Raw genomic sequence first — 22,444 nt, forward strand, 5'->3', positions numbered from 1 at the left:
TTGGTATAGATAAGTGGTCTGTTCGAGCAGGCATTACGTATTACCAAACGGACTATCAACCAAAAGAAGATGGAGATAAAAATGTCATTTGAACTACCGTCACTACCGTATGCAATTGATGCACTTGAGCCACACATTTCAAAAGAAACGTTAGAGTTTCACCACGGCAAACACCACAACACTTATGTTGTTAAATTAAATGGTTTGATCCCTGGAACTGAGTTTGAAGGCAAAACACTTGAAGAGATCGTATGTTCTTCAGAGGGTGGCGTATTTAATAACGCAGCACAAATTTGGAACCACACTTTCTACTGGAACAGCCTATCTCCAAATGGCGGCGGCGAACCAACTGGCGCAATCGCTGACGCGATCAATGCTAAATGGGGCTCATTCGATGCATTTAAAGATGCATTAAATGATAAAGCTGTAAATAACTTTGGTTCAAGCTGGACTTGGTTAGTTAAATTAGCAGATGGTTCTTTAGACATCGTTAATACATCTAACGCTGCAACACCATTAACTGATGCAGGTGTTACTCCAGTTCTTACTGTTGACTTATGGGAACACGCATACTACATCGATTACCGTAACGTGCGTCCTGATTACCTTAAAGGTTTTTGGTCGCTAGTTAACTGGGAATTCGCGAACGCAAACTTCGCATAATTTAGTAACTTATTTAGAGTTAACTAATACAAAAGGTGCTTCGGCACCTTTTTTGTTGAATCACATATTGTTCGAACAGTAATTTTATACTACAAATTCTATTTCTCTTTGCCACAAACAACCTCAACCGTGTAACGTTAAATCTAAAAATTAATAAAATTTTAAGCTTTATCGCTTAAATTTATGCCTGCGATGATCTCCTTTAATTAAAAGGGTTTTTAGGCTAAGCAAGCTTTGACCTAACCTAGAGTCGTAATAAATGCACAAAGTCACAAAAATAAAAAGGCGTTAAGATAAATTTTTAATTTTATTGCACAAAAATTCAAATTCATGACTAAGCTTTAATTAACCTTTGCTTATTTTTAAATCATTCAGCACCTAGTTTAAGCAGGTTTTTTGGAGGTCTTCATGAGTATTTTCGAGCATTACCAAGCACGCTACGAAGCGGCACAAGAAGAAGAATACAGCATTGCTGAATTCTTAGAAATTTGTAAAACCGATAAATCTGCCTATGCCAGCGCTCCTGAGCGATTATTAATGGCGATAGGTGAGCCACAAATGGTCGATACCTCCACTGACGCAAGACTCAGTAGGCTGTTTTCAAACCGCGTTGTCGCTCGCTATCCCGCCTTTAATGATTTTTATGGCATGGAAGAAGCCATTGAGCAAATTGTCTCTTATCTTAAACACGCTGCTCAAGGGCTAGAAGAATGCAAGCAGGTACTTTATTTGCTTGGGCCTGTTGGTGGCGGGAAATCTTCGATTGCAGAGAAACTGAAATATTTAATGCAGCAAGTGCCTATTTACTCTATCAAAGGCTCCCCTGTTAATGATCACCCCTTAGCGTTATTTGATGTTAATGAAGATGCTGGCGTACTAGAAAAAGAATATGGCATTAAACCGCGCTACTTAAAAACAATCATGTCGCCATGGGCAACTAAGCGCCTACATGAATTTAATGGTGATATAAGCAAGTTTAAAGTGGTGAAGCGCTACCCTTCAATTTTAAATCAAATTGCTATAGCAAAAACTGAACCCGGCGATGAAAACAATCAAGATATCTCTGCACTGGTTGGTAAAGTAGATATTCGTCAACTTGAACATTTTGCCCAAAGCGATCCTGATGCTTACGCCTATTCGGGCTCATTGTGTCTTGCGAATCAAGGGTTAATGGAGTTTGTTGAGATGTTTAAAGCACCTATTAAAGTACTGCACCCTCTACTAACAGCGACTCAAGAAGGTAATTACAACGGCACCGAAGGCATCAGTGCCCTGCCCTTCAATGGTATGATTTTAGCTCACTCGAATGAATCTGAATGGCAAACATTTAAAAATAATAAAAACAATGAAGCGTTTCTAGATCGTGTTTACATCGTAAAAGTACCTTACTGTCTACGTGTATCTGAAGAAATTAAAATTTATGATAAATTACTTGAACACAGCGAATTATATAATGCACCTTGTGCACCAGGTACGCTGGAAACATTGGCCAAATTTACCACCCTATCACGCCTTAAAGATCCAGAAAATTCAAGTATCTACTCTAAAATGCGTGTCTATGATGGTGAAACATTAAAAGACACTGATCCTAAAGCAAAGTCGTACCAAGAATACCGTGACTATGCGGGTGTTGACGAAGGAATGACAGGGCTATCAACCCGTTTCGCCTTTAAAATTCTTTCCCGCGTATTTAATTTTGACACGCTTGAAGTTGCAGCTAACCCTGTGCATTTATTCTATGTACTAGAGCAACAGATTGAACGAGAACAGTTCTCTGCTGATGTAGAGGAGCGCTACTTAAGTCATTTGAAAGGCTATTTGATACCTCAATACGTTGAGTTTATAGGCAAAGAGTTACAAACCGCTTACCTTGAGTCTTACTCTGAATATGGACAAAACATATTCGACCGCTACGTTACCTATGCCGATTTTTGGATTCAGGACCAAGAGTACCGCGACCCTGACACCGGCCAATTATTTAACCGTGAAGCACTTAATGCAGAGCTTGAAAAAATTGAGAAACCTGCGGGTATCTCCAACCCGAAAGACTTTAGAAACGAAATAGTTAACTTTGTTCTACGTGCTCGCGCTCACAATAACGGTAAAAACCCTCTTTGGACCAGCTATGAGAAACTTAGGACAGTTATTGAGAAAAAAATGTTCTCAAATACCGAAGAACTATTACCGGTTATTTCATTTAATGCCAAAACATCGGCAGAAGATCAGAAGAAGCATGAAGACTTTGTTAACCGCATGGTCGAAAAAGGCTACACCCAAAAACAAGTTCGCTTGCTGTCAGAGTGGTACTTACGCGTTCGTAAGTCGCAGTAATAAGTGACTGGTGTATTTTTAGGGGGTCAATATGGCGAATTTTATAGACCGTCGTCTAAACGGTAAAAACAAAAGCACGCTGAACCGTCAGCGCTTTATAAGACGGTATAAAAAACAGATAAAAGAGGCGGTATCTGATGCTGTAAACAAACGCAGCGTAACAGATACCAGCAGTGGTGAAAGTATCTCTATTCCGCAAAGAGATATTAGTGAACCTATTTTTCATCAAGGTAAGGGCGGTGATAGAGAGCAAATACACCCTGGCAATGATCAATTCTCTACTGGCGATAAAGTAAAGCGCCCTCAGGGAGGAGCCGGCGGTGGTGCTGGAGAAGGTGAAGCAAGTGACTCTGGTGAAGGAGAGGATGATTTTGTTTTTTCTATTTCAAAAGACGAGTATTTAGATTTATTGTTTGAAGATTTAGAACTGCCAAACCTGCAGCAAAATCAGCTTGATAAACTAGTACAAATGAAAACACACCGTGCCGGATTTTGCAGTGATGGCATGCCAAGTAACATAGATATTGTTAGGTCATTACAAGGCTCTCTAGCTCGGCGTGTGGCTATGACCGCAGGTAAGAAACGTCGCTTAAAAGAGCTCAATGAACAACTTGCAAACCTGCTTGAAGAAAGTGAGCCTGACCTGGCAGCCATCAGTTTAATTGAGCACGATATAAAACTATTGGAACAGCAGATTAGAGCAGTTCCTTTTATAGATAATTATGATTTGCGTTTTCGTAACTATGAAAAACAACCCCACCCCACCAGCAAAGCCGTTATGTTTTGTATTATGGATGTCTCAGGCTCGATGGATCAAGCTACCAAAGATATGGCAAAGCGTTTTTATATTTTGCTGTATCAGTTTTTAACACGCAGCTACAAAGATATAGAAGTGGTATATATACGCCATCATACTCAAGCTAAAGAGGTCGATGAGCAAGAGTTTTTCTATTCTCAAGAAACCGGCGGTACCATTGTTTCAAGTGCGTTGAAGTTAATGAACGAAATAATCAAAGAACGCTATAATTCGTCACAATGGAATATTTATGCTGCGCAAGCATCTGATGGAGATAATTGGGCGGATGACTCACCTCAGTGTTCGCAGATCCTTCGTAATAAATTGCTCGATGAAGTGCGTTATTATGCCTATATAGAAATCACTACACGCGCTCATCAAAGTCTGTGGCGAGAATATCAGACCATCTGTCAAACATACGACAACTTCGCCATACAACATATTAAAAGTGTTGAAGATATTTACCCTATTTTTCGAGAGCTATTTAAAAAGAATCGTCAACACCAAGGTGCAGCATAGACTGCACAAAGAGGTATTTATATGACCGATAAACGTATTAGCGATGGTCCTGACTGGACATTTGAGTTACTGCAACAATATCAAGATGAAATTGCCCGTGTTGCCGAGCATTACCGCTTAGATACTTACCAAAATCAAATTGAAGTAATCACAGCAGAGCAAATGATGGATGCTTACTCAAGCGTTGGAATGCCAATTGGTTATAGCCACTGGTCTTATGGTAAGAAGTTTATTCAAACAGAACAAAATTACAAACGTGGTCAGATGGGGCTTGCTTATGAAATTGTGATCAATTCTGATCCTTGTATTGCGTATTTAATGGAAGAAAACACCTTACCAATGCAGGCTCTGGTAATGGCACATGCGTGTTATGGGCATAATTCGTTTTTTAAAGGGAACTACCTTTTTAAAACATGGACAGATGCCGGTTCAATTATTGATTACTTGTTATTCGCTAAAAATTATATATCTCGTTGTGAAGAGAAGTACGGCATCGATGAAGTCGAAACGCTAATAGATTCTTGTCATGCATTAATGAATTATGGTGTCGATAGGTATAAGCGCCCGCAGCAAATATCGTTATTTGAAGAGCAAAAACGTCAACAAGAACGTGAAGAATATATGCAATCTCAAGTAAATGAACTTTGGCGCACAATCCCGGTGCAGCATCAAGAGGCCAAAAAAAGTGAGCATCACTTTCCCTCTGAACCACAAGAAAACATTCTGTACTTTATTGAAAAAAACGCGCCATTATTAGAGTCATGGCAACGTGAAATAATTCGTATTGTAAGAAAAATATCACAATATTTTTACCCACAAAAACAAACCCAAGTAATGAATGAAGGCTGGGCCACTTTTTGGCATTACACCATTTTGAATCACCTTTATGATGAAGGAAAACTCACTGATTCATTTATGCTAGAGTTTTTACAAAGCCACACCAATGTTGTGTATCAGCCCCCTTACAATAGCAAATATTATTCAGGTATAAATCCTTATGCTCTTGGCTTTAATATGATGGTGGATATTAGACGTATCTGTGAAAACCCTACGGAAGAAGATAAACAGTGGTTCCCTGAATATGCGGGTAGTAATTGGCTAGAAACACTTCATTTTGCAATGGAAAATTTCAAAGATGAAAGCTTCATTAGCCAGTTTTTATCGCCAAAACTCATCCGAGACTTTAAGTTATTTACTATTATCGACCATGAGAAGGATCCCACTTTAGAAATTGGTGCTATTCATGATGACAGTGGTTACCATAAAGTGCGTGAAACATTATCTGCACAATATAATTTGAGTAATCATGAACCGAACCTACAAGTCTTCAATGTAGATGTACGTGGCGATCGCTCCTTAACTTTGCGTTATGTTCCCCATCAAAACATACCTCTAGCTGATTCATATGATGAAGTGCTTAAACACCTTTATCGCTTATGGGGGTTTAAGGTTAAGCTAGAGCAGCAGTCCACATCAGATGAGGTAACATTACTTGCTCAATGCCCTATTGATGACTCACAACACACATTATAATAGTGGGTGTACACTATATTGAATATTAAAAAGCGGTATTTAATATTAGGTAATAAAAATGACGCTGAGCGTCATTTTTATTAATCTTGAGCTTGCTGTAAGCTAATGTAATCTGTAATACAGTTTCGCCCTTTATCTTTTGACATATAAAGCGCTTTATCAGCAGCTTCAATCCACTTTTCATAGCGTTCAAAATCAGCTTGAAAACAAGCAAGACCAATACTAATGGTCATTTTTATTTGTTCTCCATCAAAATAGATTGAGGATGCTTCAATTAGACTACGAAGCCTTTCTGCCAAAATTTCAGCGCCTGCTTTATCTGTATCAAGTAGTGTGACTGCAAACTCTTCGCCACCATAGCGACCCGCTACATCCGTTTCACGCAATGTTTTTCTGAGCAAGTCAGCGATATGACGCAAAGCTTCATCACCACAGCGGTGACCATATTGATCATTGATTTTTTTGAAGTGATCTATATCAAACATCAATAAACAACTTGTGCCAGAACTTCTTTTTATCCGTAAGAATTCTTTTCTGAGAGAATCTTCCCAGTGACCACGGTTGTTCAATTTAGTTAAAGCATCCGTTTGACTCATTAGCTCTAACTTGCTATTGAGTTCTTCGAGCTCATTTTTATTTACGGCTACATCTGTAACATCATAAATAATAATGCAAATGTGACTTACCTCACCTCTAACATTAGATAGTGGAATAAAAGTCGCATTTTGATACATATGATCCGCTTTACCTGTAATAGGCCTGTAGTTTTTGAAGCGGAAAATGTAGGGTTGTTGCTCCCATATGGTGAACGAGCGATTTTTTAAAACAAATACTGATTCTGATTTACTGCGAAACCATTTCTCATCAATCGAAGGAAAAAGGTCGAATAAGTCTTTATCTTTAACAGCACTTGGCAATAAACCAGAATGATTTTCCATAAAGCCATTCCAGATACACACTTTATACTCGCGATCTAACACTACCAAGCCGACATCGACAGTGTTAAACATATCCATTAACCAATGGATTTCATTCATATTAAAATCAGCTGCTGGCATAATGTTAGTCTTCTAGTAGGTAAGCAACTTTGTATTTCAAAGTTTTCATTGAATCTTCGGTAAATAACAGCATTAAATCACAATTTATATTATGGTTTTCAATACCGTAACTGATCTCAATCGCAAGGGTACGTTGCCAGCGAGACTTATTCGCTTTCACTAAATCAGACACATCACAATGCTGACCAAGCACAACGGGGTGGCCTTGGCTAAACGTCATATCTAACTGGCGAGAAAGGCCGGTTAAAATGGCACCAATTAAAATATTACTAATATCCATTAGTAGTTCAAGTTCAATTTTGTTATTTAACTCGCCTTGGTAATTCATTAACGAAGCAATTTCTTTGAAACTTGAATCATTTAAAAGCAATAAAGCTTCACCTGATACACCACCACCGATAAACCCTTGGCAAACACCTGATGTAGTCGCATTCGCATCAATTGAGCGCAGCGCCATATCTAATTCATTGACCTCAAGAATATTTACATTTGGTATGGGTAACTCAACAAAGACATTTAACAACCGAGCTAGAAGGTCCCCTGCTTGGCCCATAGCAACATTAGTTAACTCCTGATAGATATCCCGCACATCAGGGTCAACTTGCTCACCTAGTTGATGTGCTAAACGCTCACGCATGGCTTTATCTTTAATACCGTGATGTTCGATAATATCAGCGAGCTTTTGAGCGTCACAGGGTTTTTGGATAAAATCAATTGCGCCTAAATCCAGTACCCGTTGATGAGCGTTCGGTTGAATATCACCCGACACCACAACAGTAAGTACAGAAAGAGATTGATTTTGAATCTCTTGCAACACTTCGTAGCCATCCATTTTTGGCATATTTAGGTCTAAAAAAAGAATTTCTGGCTGTATGGCTTTTATTTGCTCAATGCAATGCTCACCATCTTCAGCAAACTCAACTTTGATATCCCAATCATCTGGTAACGATCGTGCTAATTGTCGCCGTGCTAACTTTGAGTCGTCGCAAATTAATACCGATGTTGACATAGCTTCTCTCTGTTTTGCAGTTGCACTGTTTAGCATACAACATACTTTTATTGTTATTTGTCAGCGAATAAACGTTTATCTGTGCAATATGTTAATCAATGTAACCAATATTTACAATTTTAAATTTAAGTAAACTCTTTGTCCTGTTAGTTGATTATAATACACTGAATGCAATTGCGTTAATTTTAAAGGAAATACCTTATGCTTAGATTGTTTACTTTTGCTTTGTGTAGCTTTTGTGCGACTACTTTTGCAGCTGACATTGCCCAAAACACCCTTGATGCAGGTAAAGTTTCGGCTCAGTCAAAGCCCGTTACTTTACTTGGACAAGGTGTTGAGTTAAATCAACAAGCACCCGACTTTAAAGTCGTCAATGATTCATTTGCTCCAGTTACCCTAAAAGACTATGAAGGTAAAGCTGTTTTAATTAGTGTCGTGCCAAGTTTAGATACAGGGATATGCAGTATTCAAACTAAGCATTTTAATGAAAAAGTGGCGGAACAATTTCCAAACATTGCGATGTTGACAATCAGCGCGGACTTACCTTTCGCTCAAAAACGATTTTGTAAAGCTGAGAACATCGACAAGATTACTACGTTATCTGACTCTGTTTGGCGAGACTTTGGCCAGAACTATGGGTTAATCATTAAAGATATGGGATTGCTAACACGCGCAGTGTTTGTGTTAGATAAAGAACACAAAATTGTATACAAGCAGTTAGTTGATGAGTTATCTAAAGAGCCTAATTACGCGCCTGTCATTGATGCAATGAAAACAATTTAAGACATGACTTATTAAAACCGTAGTTATAATAAAACCGCCAAGTTTGGCGGTTTTTTTACTCTAATAAGCACAAATTAGCCTAATAGTTCACCTAATTGTTGGCTCACAGCTTCAACAGCTTGCGTACCATCAAGTTTATGATATTGCGTGTTACCTGATGCAGCTTCTGCTTGGTAGTAATCAACTAACGGCATAGTTTGCTCATGGTAAATACCTAAACGTTTACGTACTGTTTCTTCTGTGTCATCCGCACGAATAATTAAGTCTTCACCCGTTACGTCGTCTTTACCTTCCACTTTAGGTGGATTATAAACAACATGATATACACGTCCAGAGCCTGGATGAACACGACGCCCGCCCATGCGCTCAACAATGATTTCATCAGCAACGTCAAATTCGATAACGTGGTCAACCACTACACCATTTTCTTTCATTGCATCTGCTTGTGGGATTGTGCGTGGGAAGCCATCTAGTAAAAAACCTTTTTCGCAATCTTCTTTAGCTATACGCTCTTTCACCAAGCCGATGATGATGTCATCAGAAATTAACTGACCAGCATCCATTACTTTTTTCGCTTCTAAACCCAGTGGCGTGCCTTCTTTAATTGCTGCACGTAACATATCACCAGTAGAAATTTGTGGAATACCGTATTTGTCCATCAAAAACTGAGCTTGAGTGCCTTTACCTGCACCCGGCGCGCCCAAAAGAATAATGCGCATATCATTGTCCTCGGTTAATACTGTTCTGAAAAAGCAGTCCAGTAGTATTTATTTTAAAGATTGAATTCTTCCATAAGCGCTTGCGATACTCAAGCAACTTATACTAATTGCTTAGCTGTAATTAACAAAAAAGGGAGCTACAGGCTCCCTTTTCATTCAGTGACACTTATAACGTTATTATTTACTAAGATCGAGCATCAATTTATTCAAGCGTGTAACAAAACCTGCTGGGTCTTTTAATGTACCACGCTCTGCTAGCAATGCTTGATCAAGCAATACATGAGACCACTGAGAGAACTTATCTTCATCTTGCTCAACATTTAAATGCTTAACGAGTTGATGTTCTGGGTTTAGCTCAAAAATTGGCTTTGCTTCTGGTGCAGCTTGACCTACAGACTCCATTAGCTTTTGCATTTGTGAGCTCATGTCATTGTCATCGCTAACCACACATGCAGGAGAATCAGTTAAACGGTGAGTAAAGCGAACGTCTTTAACGCTCTCACCCAATGTCGTTTTAATACGTTCGACTAAACCTTCAACTTCTTTTTCTGACTCTTCTTGTGCTTTTTTGGTTTCTTCGTCGTCCAAATCACCTAAATCAAGATCACCACGTGTAATTGACTTTAATGGCTTTTCAGAGAACTCTGTTAAGTGGCTCATCATCCACTCATCAACACGGTCGCTTAGCAATAATACTTCAATACCTTTCTTACGGAAGATCTCTAAGTGTGGTGAGCTTTTAGCAGCAGTAAACGAGTCAGCAACAACATAGTAAATTGCATCTTGACCTTCATTCATGCGCTCAATGTATTGCTCTAATGAAACATTTTGAGCTTCTTCGTCTGTGTGCGTTGAAGAGAAGCGTAATAATTTAGCTATCGCTTCTTTGTTGGTCGCATCTTCAGCTGGACCTTCTTTCATTACTTGGCCAAATTCATTCCAAAATGTTTGGTAATCATCGGCCTTATTTTTCGCCATACGTTCAAGCATTTTTAAAATACGTGAAGTACAACCTTTGCGAATAGCTTGAGTTACTTTGTTATCTTGTAAGATTTCACGCGATACATTCAGCGGTAAATCGTTAGAATCAAGTAAACCTTTTACAAAGCGTAAGTAGCTTGGCATAAACTGCTCAGCGTCATCCATTACAAATACACGTTGTACGTAAAGTTTTAAGCCACTTTGACGTTCACGGTTCCATAAATCGAAAGGCGCTTTTTTAGGGATATAAAGCAGGCTTGTGTACTCAGTCTTACCTTCAACTTTATTGTGGCCCCAGCTTAGCGGCTCTTCCCAGTCATGGCTTACATGTTTGTAAAATTCTTTGTATTCATCTTCAGATATCTCTGATTTGTCACGAGTCCAAAGCGCAGTAGCACGGTTAATGCTCTCCCACTGAGCAGGCTCTGCAGGTGTTTTTTCACCGTCTGGGCCTTCTGACTCAGGTACTTCTTCTTTATACATTTGTACTGGTGTAGAAATATGATCAGAGTATTTAGTAACAATGCTACGCAAACGCCAATCATCAGCAAACTCTGCTTCGTCTTCACGAAGGTGTAGAATAATGTCTGTACCACGGCCTTCTTTTTCAATTTCTTCTAGAGTGTATTCACCTTCACCTTGTGATTGCCATTCAACACCTTTTTCTTCGCCGGCTTTACGGGTACGAACTGTCACTAAGTCAGCTACGATAAATGCCGAGTAAAAACCAACACCAAATTGACCAATTAACTGTGAATCTTTACTTTGGTCGCCAGTTAAGTTTTTGAAAAACTCAGCGGTGCCGGATTTTGCAATAGTACCCAGTGAGCTAATAACTTCATCACGAGTCATACCGATGCCGTTATCTGAAATTGTCACAGTTTTGGCATCTTTGTCTGCACTGATACGAACACGTAAGTCCGCGTCACCTTGATATAAGTCACCATTTGAAAGCGCTAAAAAGCGTAATTTGTCAGCTGCATCTGAGGCATTTGACACAAGCTCACGTAAAAATATTTCTTTATTTGAATAAAGTGAGTGAATCATTAAGTTTAATAGTTGTTTAACTTCTGTTTGAAAGCCTAATGTTTCTTTTTGCGCTGCAGTCATTTATATATCTCCAATTAGCAAAGTGTCTGCGTTATGCACTTAATATGGGGCGTACAGAGTGAACTTCAAGGGAGAATTTTAAAAAAGCTTTCTGATCAGAGATAAAAAGTGCGTGAAAATAAAAAAGCCTGTACTTAAACTATTAAGCACAGGCTTTACTTAAATTTTACCGCTATAACTTTATTAGTCTTGGCTTACAGCTTTTCGACCGCTAAAGGCATGCATCAATGTCATGCCATCAAGTAAATCGAGTTCACCGCCGACTGGTATTCCGTGTGCAATACGAGACGCTTCTACTTTATGGCGGTGGCATAGTTGTGCAATAAAATGCGCGGTTGTTTCACCCTCAACCGATGGGTTAGTGGCCAAAATCACTTCATTAATGCCGCCTTGGCGCAATTTGCTCTCTAAAATATCAAGGCCAATTTCATTTGGACCAATACCATCGATGGGTGATAAATGACCCATTAACACAAAGTATAAACCTTTGTATTGTCCTGTTTGCTCAATCGCCAATACATCTGTAGGTGATTCAACCACACACAAAACTCCGCTGTCTTGGCGTTTTGGGCTCATGCAAATCTCGCACTGTGGCTGCTCTGCAAATGTCCGACACGATTGACAATGTCCTACAGCACTCATAGCTTTAGTTAAAGCATTACCAAGTTGCGTACCGCCTTTGCGGTCGCGTTCAAGCAAATGAAATGCAATGCGCTGCGCAGACTTTGGACCAATACCCGGCTGGCATCGCAGTGCTTCAATGAGCTGGCTTAAACTTTGTGAAAGTTGCATTGTTTACCTTAAAACGGCATTTTCATACCTGGTGGTAATTGCATACCGCCAGTTACTTTACCCATGCGCTCTTGCGTTTCATCAGCTACACGGCGAACTGCGTCATTACATGCTGCTGCAAGTAAGTCTTCAATCATGTCTTTGTCGTCTTCCATAAGGCTTTCATCAAGCTCTACACGGCGAACATTGTGGTTACCAAGCATGGTAACTTTAACAAGGCCTGCACCGGCTTCACCAACAACTTCCATCGTAGCGATTTCGTCTTGGGCTTTTTGCATGCGCTCTTGCATTTGCTGCGCTTGCTTCATCATGTTACCCATTCCACCTTTAAACATAATTCTCTCTCTTTGTGTAATCTTTAATTGTCATGAAGATAAGGGCTATTGTAATGAATTACAATGCCTGGATACTGTTTTCGTCTATTATTGCTGAAAATAGCTGCTGAAATTGCACGATATTTTCATCTGAATTAATCACATCTATCGCTTGTTGATGACGGCCAACATCAATTTTTTGCTGTATTAAATAAGGTGAGTCAATTACGCCTTGCGCAAAATTGATACTGAGCGTTACGTTATGCTCGTATATACTTGAAAGTGCTGCATCGAGCTTTTGCCTAAGTATCGGCGAATCTAAATGCTTTTGTGATTCATCGACATCAATATGTAAATTATGGCCTTGTTTAGTGAAAATTGAATGCAATGCAAATTGACGCATGCGTCCACCAAGTCCCATACGTTTAATTAGATAAGCCCATTCATCTTGTTGATGAGCAAATCTGATCTCACTAATTGGACTTTGAAAGTCATCAGGGACTGGAATGCTAGGCTCTTGTGCAACCACTTCAGGCTTTTTCTGTGGATTAATTTGCTCAAGTAACTCAGGCGCTAAATTTTCAGTAATTGTTTGATGCTTTTCTTTAAAGTCTACTTTTTTTGTTGCGACTGGACTAGCTGAGCGTGTCTGGCTCCCCGTTTCTGGGAGCGCTGGCTTTTTTACGGTTTGCCCTGAGTCATTCGACCAAGGTGGCGCATCAATAGTCGCAGATTTCAGCTCTGCTGCTTGCGGTGGCTGTGAATGTGACTGTGACTCAACCAATGATGCTTGAGGCTCAGGTCTAGGCGTATTTTCGTCAGCATGGGTAACTGGTTGCTCAGTAGTTTGTGTGCTCTTAATATTCGCACCAGACAACTTACCTGCACCGGATATGTTTCTATCACGTAGAATGCGCGCTATGGCTGATTGTGCTTGTGACTCTTGTTGTGCAATTGTGGTTTGAGGTTCGCTATTATAGCTATTAGCGTCAGGCTCAACTTGTACTGTTTGGGCTTGGTCATTAAAGCCTTGCTCTACTGCACTGCTCATAATGTCATCAAACTGTGTCGCTAACGTTTGTTCAGCGTCACTGTGTTGCTGGTAGGCATCATCTTGACTTTGCTGTTGAGCATATTCATCGCTGTGGGTGATTTCAGTGCTTGACGGTGCTTCTATTTTCTCGTCTTGATTTACTGCTTGTGCGACTTTACCACGTTGTTCATTGGTTTTGCTTTGCTCAACTTGATTCTCCGATGCAATGTCATTATCAGACTGCATTTTATCGGCTGCATTTACATCACTGACTGTTGGCTGTATCTCACGATTAGCCTCAGCTTTTGGGGTTTGCTGCACTGTTTTATTTTTATTAATAATATCGCGCAATGCACTGGCTCGGCCAGTTTTGTTTTGTATCGGTTGCGCTGTACTAGGTGACTCTTGCGTTGAAAAAGAACCAGCGGGTTCAAAGGCAAGAAGCCTTAACATTATCATTTCAAAACCAAGTCGTGGCTCGGGCGCCCATCGTAAATCTTTTTTACCATTGAGCAGTAACTGATAGTAAATTTGAATTTGCGTGCTTTCACAGCTAAGAGCAACCTCTCGGACAAACTCTTCATTCACTTCATCTAATTTAGCTGCATCTGGCACAAGTTGTGTAAGCTGAATTAAATGTGTTAAGCCGATTAGGTCATCTAACAATGAGATATATTGTGGGTTTTGTGATGCAACTTGCTCTACTTGAGCCAATAAGCCTGCACCATCTTGCGCAAGTAGCGCAGCGAGTATATGTTGACTGTAATGATTATCCATCAAACCCAACATACTTTGTACAGCTTGATGTTGAATGTTGCCATTTGTTTGTGCAATAGCTTGATCAGTTAAACTAAGTGCATCTCGCATACTACCATCAGCGGCTTTAGCTATAATGTGTAATGCCTGTTCATCAAAACTTAACTGTTCTTCGTTTAGTACATACTCTAGTTGCTGTAAAATCTCAGGTTGTGATAACGCATTCAGATTAAACTGTAAGCAACGAGATAAAATGGTAACTGGTAGTTTTTGTGGGTCCGTTGTAGCAAGTAAAAATTTAACGTGCTCTGGTGGCTCTTCTAAGGTTTTTAATAAAGCATTAAAACTGTGCTTTGAAAGCATGTGCACTTCATCAATTAGGTACACCTTATAACGCCCTCGAGTAGGGGCGTATTGAACGTTGTCAAGAATCTCACGAGTATCTTCTACTTTGGTTCTTGATGCTGCATCGATTTCTAGCAAATCAATGTAACGCCCCGCTTCAATATCTTTACAGCTGCTACATTGACCACAAGGTTGGGCAGAAATACCTTCATCACAGTTTAAGCTTTTAGCAAAAATTCGTGCAATGGTCGTTTTGCCCACCCCGCGGGTCCCAGTGAATAAATAAGCGTGGTGCAGTCTATTTTGTGTTAATGCATTAACTAATGCTTGTTTAACATGTGACTGACCGACCAATTCATGAAAGGTCTGAGGTCGCCATTTTCTCGCTAGGACTTGGTAACTCATGTAATTATTCGCCTTCGAATTCAACCAGTTTAAGGATATTTATACCCATTTTTTCAATGCGTTGCTCACCACCAAGCTCTGGCAATGACACAACAAACGCAGCATCAGTTGCATTACCACCAAGTTTATTAACAAGCTTAGCAGTCGCTTCAATTGTTCCACCCGTTGCTAATAAATCATCTACTAAAAGTACTTTATCGCCTGGGACAATAGCATCAGTATGAAGCTCGAGCACATCTTCACCGTATTCAAGTTGATAATCTTGAGAAATAACGGCGCGTGGTAACTTACCTGGTTTGCGCACAGGGATAAATGGAATACCTAATGCATAGGAAAGCGGTGCTCCAAAAATAAAACCGCGTGATTCAGTACCAATAATCTTAGTAAAACCTTGGTCTTTATAAGCATCTATAAATGCATTAATAGTTGCTTGAAATGCAGCTGGATCAGCCATAAGTGTTGTTACATCACGGAACATAATGCCCGCTTTAGGGTAGTCGGCTATCGTTGTGATGCTGTCTTTAATAATCGATGGAGTTGTCATAATTTAAGCTGTTATATCGTTAATATTGCAAAGCAGGTAATTATATACCCAAGCGACCCTAAGATGCGAGCTTAGCTGGAATTAAAAGATTGTTAGAGTCTTATATTATGAACAGGCATACAATTTAATAAGAATGAAGCTTAATCGGTGCAGCAATTGTCTTATTTTAGGACTCTTAAGCTAAGCACCAAAAAAATATATTTTGGGAGGGCTAAAATTATAAAAAAGGCTGTAACAAATACAGCCTTATTTTAGTTGGACAAGTTAAATTACGATAAAGTAGTCATCCAACCTAAAATTGCATTTAAACAACCAACTCCAACAAAAATAGCTAAAAAAGCTAAGAAATACATTAAATTAAATGGGTCTTTGAAATCTTTATCTTCCGACATGGTACTACCTTTTATTAAGCGCGACGTTTTAAAACGCACATGATAATTCATGTGAAATTATCAATAAAGGTTTTGATCTCCATTTTTTCTCACAATAACTCCTTTATCAGCCATCGCCATCAGCGTGCTCTTAGCTCCATTGTGGATTTGTTGTTCACTAAATTGAGGGGCTTGCTGTAATACGCATTTACATAGTTCATTAAAATCAATCCCGGGTGTTGTTTCAATAAGTGAAAGCAATAATGCTGTCATCGCATTTGTTACTAAAAACTGAGTTTCATCTTCTTGATCTCGATAAACAACAAAATAATGTGGAGTCGCTTCAGGTTGAGTAGGTATATAATCGACACTAATAGTGTGAACTGCAAATTGATAACTTAAATTTCGTGCTGTACTACTCAAAAATAAAGGTGCTGATGTTATTTTACTGCCAATATTTCGTTCATTTTCGTCTTGTTGACATATCGACACATCTAATTCAACCCACTCATAATGCGCAAGCTCAACTATGAAAATAGGGTCGCTTTCTGCTTGCTCATAAGTATTAACCAGGTAATTGACAAACTCCGCAGCAATGTCTAAAAAATAGGGTGATTGGCAATCATGCTCAATAAAAAATTTTCTGATCAGTTTTCGCCAATTCTCGCAGGAGTATAAGGTTTTTAAAACTGGAAAACCGGATGAAATAAACCCCTCAATATTATTAAAAAATAAGTCGCGGTAAATAGCCATTCGGCGATCTTCAACTCCATGAGGAAGTGGCTTTATATCTGGTTGGCGAATATGTTCCATAAAGGCATATTGGATTGTATCAAATGACATACCACTCAAGCTCGCTTTTGGTTTATGAAGCCATGTTTATTCTGCAACTGAATTATTCTCTCTAATTCTTTTACTAAAATATTCATTGGTGGAATGTTAAAATCTCGCTCTAACAATGTTGGAAAAACACCATGGAATTCGTAAGCTTTATCTAACAACTCCCATACGGAGTCAATAACATCAGCACCGTGAGTATCAACAATTAAATCTTCAGCTTCATTATAATGACCAGCAATATGAAAGTAATCTACCCTATCAGACGGTAAACCTTTAAGAAATTCAACTGCGTTGTAGCCATGATTTATGGAGTTTACATAAATGTTATTAACATCGAGTAATAATTTACAATCAGCCTGTGAAAGAATCTCTGTTGTGAATTCAAGTTCAGTCAACTCTTGACCTGGGGCGGCATAATACGAGACATTTTCAATCGTAATTTGTCTCTCTAATATATCTTGAACTTGCTTAATACGTTGCACTACATGCTTGATTGCAGATTCAGTAAACGGAATTGGCATCAAATCATACATATGCCCTTTACCTGAGCAATAACTGAGATGTTCGCTGTAACGTTTAATATCATATGCTTTAAAGAAGCTCTTTAATGATTTTATAAATTCAACATCCAATGGCTCAGGTGAACCAATAGATAAAGATAAACCATGGCATACAAAATTATGTGCATTAGTTAGCAACCTAAACTGCTTTTTGTAGCGACCACCTAATTTGAGCCAATTCTCTGGCGCAACTTCAAAGAAATCAATTTGTTCAGGTACTTCACTAAGTAATTCATCTAGCATTTCTCGGCGTAACCCTAAACCAACCATGCCAAATTCATTCTTATTAAAATTCATATACATTCCTAATATGCCCAAGCAAACTATAACAAGGATTAAACCATGAATACTGGACTATGCAATGGCATATTTCTTCTGCAACACAGAAAAGCCTTTTTAACATCAAGTGCATAGAATTAAGATGGGCTAGAATCAATAGGCCAGCAAGTCTATTGATTCTCAATATTAATTAGCAATTTAGTGGTTACCACCACACTTACCTTCGCCACATTTGCCTTCTTTCTTCGCTTTTTCGTTTTTCGCTTTTGGATGGCCACCGCATTTACCCTCGCCACATTTTCCTTCGGCTTTCATTTTAGCGTCTTTTGATTTTGCATGGCCACCGCATTTGCCCTCGCCACATTTACCTTCAGCTTTCATTTTAGCGTCTTTTGATTTTGCATGGCCACCGCACTTACCTTCACCGCACTTTCCTTCAGCTTTAGCTTTAGCGTCTTTTGATTTTGCATGGCCACCACATTTACCTTCACCACACTTTCCCTCAGCTTTGACTTTAGCGTCTTTTGATTTTGCATGGCCGCCACATTTACCTTCACCGCATTTTCCTTCTGTTGCGTCTATTTGGTAACCGGTTACTAATTCTTGAAATTCAAATGGATTTGCTTCAGCTTGAGTCGATACCAAACTTGCACTACTGATCACAACCGCACCTAATGTTAATGCAACTGTATTTTTTTTAACTGTGTTCATTGTTTTACTCTCTCTTTACTCAATAGGTCTATTAAATAGACCAACGCTTAAGAAAAAACTTTCAAAATATTAAAAATATAATGTGTTATGTTTTAATTTATAGAAAACCAGATATAGATTTATCAATTACCTTAGAAAAGGGTAAACTACGCTTCCATTTTTTACAGGTTAAGTTACATCAATGAAATTAGTATTAGCACCAATGGAAGGCGTTGTAGATTTTAAAATGCGTCAACTACTTACCGACATTGGTGGTTTTGACTTGTGTGTAACCGAATTTGTTCGTGTAATAGATGCAAAGTTACCGGATAAAGTTTTTCATCGCTACTGTCCTGAGCTTAATAATAATGGCTATACACGCGCAGGTACACCTGTACGTATCCAGCTATTAGGTCAAGTTGCTGGCGCTCTGGCGGAAAATGCGGCTAAAGTTATTGGTTTAGGGTCTCATGGAGTCGATTTAAACTTTGGTTGCCCTGCTAAAACAGTCAATAAAAGCAAAGGCGGAGCCGTGCTTTTGAAAGATCCAGAGCACATGTATGAAATAATTAAAGCTGTTCGTGAAGCAGTACCTATTCAGCACCAAGTAAGCGCCAAAATTCGTTTGGGCTTTGACGATGATAGTAACAGCCAAGAAATTGTAGATGCTGTAGTAAGCGCCGGAGCTAATAGTATTGCTATCCATGCTCGCACTAAAAGAGATGGCTATAACCCGCCGGCTTATTGGGAAAAAATACCGCCTCTAATTAAAGGTAAATCCATTGATGTTGTAGCCAATGGTGAAATATGGCAAGTATCAGATGCTATTTTGTGCCAACAACGCAGTGCGTGCACTGATCTTATGCTAGGACGCGGTGCATTATCACACCCTGATTTGGCAAAAAAAATAAAAGCGCATATTAATGACGAGCAATATGATGGTCTTAAGTGGGAAAATATTTTATATCATATTATTCACTCTTCCATGCACCATGATCCAAGTAAAGATGAAAAGTACTTTGCATCAAGAACAAAACAATGGCTTGGCTATTTAAAACGTGAATACGAACAAGCGAATGCATTGTTTGACGAGATCCGACGCTTAAAAACAAAAGAAGATGTCTCTTTGGTGTTAAACAAATATGCAATCGCGCCGTAAATTGATACATATCATTATTAACCTCAATTAATTTATGGATAATACCATCACTGCACAATGAGGAAATAAGTTATGAATCAATCACAACATACTTTAGCACGCTTAAACAGTGAACTTACTTCACAGCGTAAGTCACTATTAGCTGCTTTAGCGCAATCGAACAGCTTAAGCCATCATTGCTTATTACATACCCTAGAATCTAATAACCCTGAGCGTTGGTTGGAGCTCACAGAGAAGCAATTGGGTTCTGAATACAGTGCATTGATTAAACGTTTAGAAAAGTTAGAGGCCGCGGTATGCCAAATAGAAATAGGCCAATATGGGTATTGTTGCGATTGCGAAGAAAAAATTGATGCACAGCGTTTGCTAGATGATCCAACTAACCAACGCTGCAAAAAATGTGACCCGGATTAAATTATTGGTTGCTGTCTAATATTGGTGCAAAGGAAAAACTAAACGCAGGGAAGTAAATCAGGTTTTCAACTGCATATGCAGCTTGGTTATTTGACAACTGAACGCGTTTTTGTAAATTAACTTTCGCTTGTTGCACGGTCCAAGCGTGATAATGAATTCCCAAATCAGTTTCCATCATCGCAAGCCAAAATGCCTTATCTGAATCAGACATTTTCTCAATGTGTGATGAAACAGAAAGTGGCAAATTATAATAACTTTGCTCCCAATCAAGTCCCGCAATTAATTCAAACGAGTTAAGCATTAACCATTCCTCAAGCAATGAAACACTATGCTCGCCATCAAATATTTGAGTGTATATTTGTTGCTTGGAAAATTCTGATCTGTTTTGTATTTTTGCTAACCAGGTTAATGGAGCATCTGTTTTTTGTGCAAAATAGTTCAACTTGCTTTGATACCAAGACGCACCATTAGGCAATCCATGTAAACCAACGCTACCTCGTGGTGTGTAATTAGATAGATATTGGCTCAAATTTATTAAAGCAGCAGAAATACCTTGATTAATACCTTTTATCTTCTCTAATTTTGCAACGTGCGACTTAAGGCTGTTTAATTCAATCTTATTTAATTTAAGTTTGCTTTCTAAACCCAATGAAAGCTGTTTAATAGTAAAGCCAATCCACTGCGCTATTTTCTGATCAGTTATAGAGTCATTTCTCAACATATTTTCTACAACATTGATATGTGCAGGCCACGGAAAATATCGCGCTGGAAATCGCTCTGAAATACTTAAATAATCGGCTAATTTCTGCTGTGGCTGCGTTAAATCCATAGCACGTAAAGACCTATAAATTTCATGACGAGTTTGTAGGTACGACTCTGAAAAAGGTAGTTTACTATCTAATGCAACTTCACTCGATAAAGATGTATCTAAAGGCTGTAAAAACTCATTTTGTACTTTTAGCTGTTGTTTAACCTGCTCTATATCAGAGTACTCGATTGCAGGCTCACTGCACCCTGTTAGTAACATTAACAAGCTTACACCAACATATTTTATCATTTTTAAACCCAAACAGAGGCCTCTTTGCTAAGAAGCATTTAATTTATGTATGTTCAAATAAAAGAAATAAAAAAAGCCCCAAAGGGGCTTTTTAAACTGTAAAACAAAGTATATTAAATTTTAACACCGTTGCGAGCGGCTTTATCTTTAATATATGGAGCCCAACCTTTTGCAAACTTACGAGTGCGTTGATCATCCATTGCTTTTTGAATCGCTGCATAAGCTTGCTTATACTTTTCTTGATAGTAATAAGCTTCAGCTAAATCTGTATATATGGTTCCTTTCTTGTCAGAACCTAAATCCAGAGCTTTATTCAAACGAACAACGGCAGCACTATAATTTTGCGACTGAAGTAATAATGAACCTGCTTTACGGTAAAGCTCAGCGTCGTCATCAAACTTAGCGGCTTCTTCATAATACTTAGCTGCTTCTTCGATATTTTTTGAGCGGTGATAGTTACTCGCTATCGCGCTGATATTTTGTTTATTGCGCTTCACAATCTTATCGTTGATAGATTCCTCAAGGACTTTAGCAGCCTTATAAGGGATCTCATTCAAAGAATAGAAGTTAGATAAAACTTTATAATCAACTTCAGTCTCAAAAAAACCATTTTTGTAGGCTACTTCCATCGTCGCAAGACCTTTTTTATAGTCTTCCGTCTGAAGGTAGTATTTGCCTAAGCTAACCCATGCTTTTTTATCATCAGGCCAGATACGAACAATCTCTTCACCCACTTTTACCATATTGCTATAGTCTTTAAGCTCAAAATATGAACCTAATTTAAGTTGGTAAGGGCCTTTTTTAGGCTCTTCTTGAAGTTTGATTGCTTTATCTGCAGGCTCAAAAACATCACGGAATTGTTCTAGCTGGTAATTAGCTTGTGCAATACGGGTATAAACCGTTGCATCTTCTTCACCAGTAAAATCCATCCATCTTACATAAGCTTCTTTGGCTTTTTTGAACTGCTCTGTACCAGCATACATATCACCTAATGTTTTTAAGCTTTGCTCTTGATCCGCAAAATTCAAAACATCAGGGGCTACAGCTAACTCAAGGTGCTTAATCGCAGTTTTATACTGCTCTTTTTGACCATACATGCTACCTAGGTAGCGGTTAACCGTCGCTTTGTCAAAGTCATCAGAAGGTTCAAGCTCTTCAAGCATAGCAATTGCTTCATCAAGCTTATCTTCGTTGTACAAATCGAATGCTTTAACAACTTTTTTACCAGTGCGCTCACCCATGATCTTAGTTTTTGCTTTTTTACGCTCTTCAATCTTTGCGTAATCCGGCGCAGCTAAAACCGGTGCAGTAATCACTGCACCCGAGAGAGACATAAGTACCGCAAGTGCTGTTACTTTAGATAAATTTCTCATACTTGCCTCC

At 38.8% G+C, this 22,444-nt stretch carries 21 protein-coding genes; 7 read left to right on the forward strand and 14 right to left on the reverse strand.

What is annotated here, in order from left to right:
* Nucleotides 1-81: 81 nt before the first annotated feature.
* The 4 genes from ACHUE3_RS17365 (at nucleotide 82) to ACHUE3_RS17380 (ending at nucleotide 5,842) form a co-directional block, all read left to right on the forward strand.
* The gene (locus ACHUE3_RS17365) at nucleotides 82-663 is read left to right on the forward strand and encodes a superoxide dismutase (RefSeq protein ID WP_058560727.1); all 582 of its coding nucleotides are present in this window, start codon (nucleotides 82-84) and stop codon (nucleotides 661-663) included.
* A 408-nt stretch (nucleotides 664-1,071) separates the two neighbouring features.
* Nucleotides 1,072-2,994 (forward strand): PrkA family serine protein kinase, encoded by a 1,923-nt coding sequence (locus tag ACHUE3_RS17370; RefSeq protein ID WP_394193595.1) that lies wholly within the window; start codon nucleotides 1,072-1,074, stop codon nucleotides 2,992-2,994.
* Between the two features lie 31 nt (nucleotides 2,995-3,025).
* Nucleotides 3,026-4,309, forward strand: coding sequence for a YeaH/YhbH family protein (locus ACHUE3_RS17375; RefSeq protein WP_394193596.1), 1,284 nt, complete (start codon nucleotides 3,026-3,028; stop codon nucleotides 4,307-4,309).
* A 21-nt stretch (nucleotides 4,310-4,330) separates the two neighbouring features.
* On the forward strand, nucleotides 4,331-5,842 hold the full coding sequence (locus tag ACHUE3_RS17380; RefSeq protein ID WP_394193597.1) for a SpoVR family protein: 1,512 nt from the start codon (nucleotides 4,331-4,333) through the stop codon (nucleotides 5,840-5,842).
* An 80-nt stretch (nucleotides 5,843-5,922) separates the two neighbouring features.
* Here ACHUE3_RS17380 and ACHUE3_RS17385 read toward each other — a convergent pair whose 3' ends face one another.
* Together ACHUE3_RS17385 and ACHUE3_RS17390 are read right to left on the reverse strand one after the other, a co-directional pair.
* On the reverse strand, nucleotides 5,923-6,900 hold the full coding sequence (locus tag ACHUE3_RS17385) for a sensor domain-containing diguanylate cyclase (protein ID WP_394193598.1): 978 nt from the start codon (nucleotides 6,898-6,900) through the stop codon (nucleotides 5,923-5,925).
* Between the two features lie 4 nt (nucleotides 6,901-6,904).
* A complete protein-coding gene (locus ACHUE3_RS17390) occupies nucleotides 6,905-7,909 on the reverse strand; it encodes a response regulator (protein WP_394193632.1) in 1,005 nt (334 codons plus the stop codon).
* 201 nt (nucleotides 7,910-8,110) lie between these two features.
* On the opposite strand from ACHUE3_RS17390, the gene tpx reads away from it, so the two are divergent.
* Entirely contained in the window at nucleotides 8,111-8,692 is a 582-nt protein-coding gene (gene tpx, locus ACHUE3_RS17395; protein ID WP_394193599.1) for a thiol peroxidase, read from the forward strand.
* Between the two features lie 74 nt (nucleotides 8,693-8,766).
* On the opposite strand, the gene adk is transcribed toward tpx, so the two are convergent.
* From adk to ACHUE3_RS17445, 10 genes are all read right to left on the reverse strand, one after another.
* On the reverse strand, nucleotides 8,767-9,411 hold the full coding sequence (adk, locus tag ACHUE3_RS17400; protein ID WP_394193600.1) for an adenylate kinase: 645 nt from the start codon (nucleotides 9,409-9,411) through the stop codon (nucleotides 8,767-8,769).
* Nucleotides 9,412-9,588: 177 nt separating this feature from the next.
* Nucleotides 9,589-11,502, reverse strand: a complete 1,914-nt coding sequence (gene htpG / locus ACHUE3_RS17405) for a molecular chaperone HtpG (RefSeq protein WP_394193601.1) — start codon at nucleotides 11,500-11,502, stop codon at nucleotides 9,589-9,591.
* 183 nt (nucleotides 11,503-11,685) lie between these two features.
* Nucleotides 11,686-12,294 carry a recombination mediator RecR gene (recR, locus tag ACHUE3_RS17410; protein WP_394193602.1) on the reverse strand — a complete coding sequence of 203 codons (609 nt, stop codon included), beginning with the start codon at nucleotides 12,292-12,294 and terminating at the stop codon, nucleotides 11,686-11,688.
* 8 nt (nucleotides 12,295-12,302) lie between these two features.
* Complete coding sequence (locus ACHUE3_RS17415; protein WP_004588122.1) at nucleotides 12,303-12,629, reverse strand: YbaB/EbfC family nucleoid-associated protein; 327 nt, start codon at nucleotides 12,627-12,629, stop codon at nucleotides 12,303-12,305.
* A gap of 58 nt (nucleotides 12,630-12,687) precedes the next feature.
* Complete coding sequence (dnaX, locus tag ACHUE3_RS17420) at nucleotides 12,688-15,147, reverse strand: DNA polymerase III subunit gamma/tau (RefSeq protein WP_394193603.1); 2,460 nt, start codon at nucleotides 15,145-15,147, stop codon at nucleotides 12,688-12,690.
* A 4-nt stretch (nucleotides 15,148-15,151) separates the two neighbouring features.
* On the reverse strand, nucleotides 15,152-15,691 hold the full coding sequence (apt, locus tag ACHUE3_RS17425; protein ID WP_099297043.1) for an adenine phosphoribosyltransferase: 540 nt from the start codon (nucleotides 15,689-15,691) through the stop codon (nucleotides 15,152-15,154).
* Between the two features lie 269 nt (nucleotides 15,692-15,960).
* The gene (locus ACHUE3_RS17430) at nucleotides 15,961-16,083 is read right to left on the reverse strand and encodes a hypothetical protein (RefSeq protein ID WP_394193604.1); all 123 of its coding nucleotides are present in this window, start codon (nucleotides 16,081-16,083) and stop codon (nucleotides 15,961-15,963) included.
* 60 nt (nucleotides 16,084-16,143) lie between these two features.
* Complete coding sequence (locus ACHUE3_RS17435; RefSeq protein ID WP_394193605.1) at nucleotides 16,144-16,905, reverse strand: HvfC family RiPP maturation protein; 762 nt, start codon at nucleotides 16,903-16,905, stop codon at nucleotides 16,144-16,146.
* Between the two features lie 5 nt (nucleotides 16,906-16,910).
* Nucleotides 16,911-17,759 carry an HvfB family MNIO-type RiPP peptide maturase gene (locus ACHUE3_RS17440; RefSeq protein ID WP_463530599.1) on the reverse strand — a complete coding sequence of 283 codons (849 nt, stop codon included), beginning with the start codon at nucleotides 17,757-17,759 and terminating at the stop codon, nucleotides 16,911-16,913.
* A gap of 180 nt (nucleotides 17,760-17,939) precedes the next feature.
* On the reverse strand, nucleotides 17,940-18,452 hold the full coding sequence (locus ACHUE3_RS17445) for an HvfA family oxazolone/thioamide-modified RiPP metallophore (RefSeq protein ID WP_394193606.1): 513 nt from the start codon (nucleotides 18,450-18,452) through the stop codon (nucleotides 17,940-17,942).
* Nucleotides 18,453-18,633: 181 nt separating this feature from the next.
* Here ACHUE3_RS17445 and ACHUE3_RS17450 point away from each other — a divergent pair, with 181 nt between their 5' ends.
* Together ACHUE3_RS17450 and ACHUE3_RS17455 are read left to right on the forward strand one after the other, a co-directional pair.
* A complete protein-coding gene (locus ACHUE3_RS17450) occupies nucleotides 18,634-19,590 on the forward strand; it encodes a tRNA-dihydrouridine synthase (RefSeq protein WP_394193607.1) in 957 nt (318 codons plus the stop codon).
* A 72-nt stretch (nucleotides 19,591-19,662) separates the two neighbouring features.
* A complete protein-coding gene (locus ACHUE3_RS17455; protein WP_394193608.1) occupies nucleotides 19,663-20,004 on the forward strand; it encodes a TraR/DksA C4-type zinc finger protein in 342 nt (113 codons plus the stop codon).
* 1 nt (nucleotide 20,005) lies between these two features.
* Here ACHUE3_RS17455 and ACHUE3_RS17460 read toward each other — a convergent pair whose 3' ends face one another.
* Together ACHUE3_RS17460 and ACHUE3_RS17465 are read right to left on the reverse strand one after the other, a co-directional pair.
* The gene (locus ACHUE3_RS17460; RefSeq protein ID WP_394193609.1) at nucleotides 20,006-21,061 is read right to left on the reverse strand and encodes a hypothetical protein; all 1,056 of its coding nucleotides are present in this window, start codon (nucleotides 21,059-21,061) and stop codon (nucleotides 20,006-20,008) included.
* Nucleotides 21,062-21,174: 113 nt separating this feature from the next.
* On the reverse strand, nucleotides 21,175-22,434 hold the full coding sequence (locus ACHUE3_RS17465) for a hypothetical protein (protein WP_394193610.1): 1,260 nt from the start codon (nucleotides 22,432-22,434) through the stop codon (nucleotides 21,175-21,177).
* Nucleotides 22,435-22,444 lie beyond the last annotated feature (10 nt).

The organism is Pseudoalteromonas atlantica (genome assembly GCF_043641955.1).
Lineage (GTDB): Bacteria > Pseudomonadota > Gammaproteobacteria > Enterobacterales > Alteromonadaceae > Pseudoalteromonas > Pseudoalteromonas atlantica_A.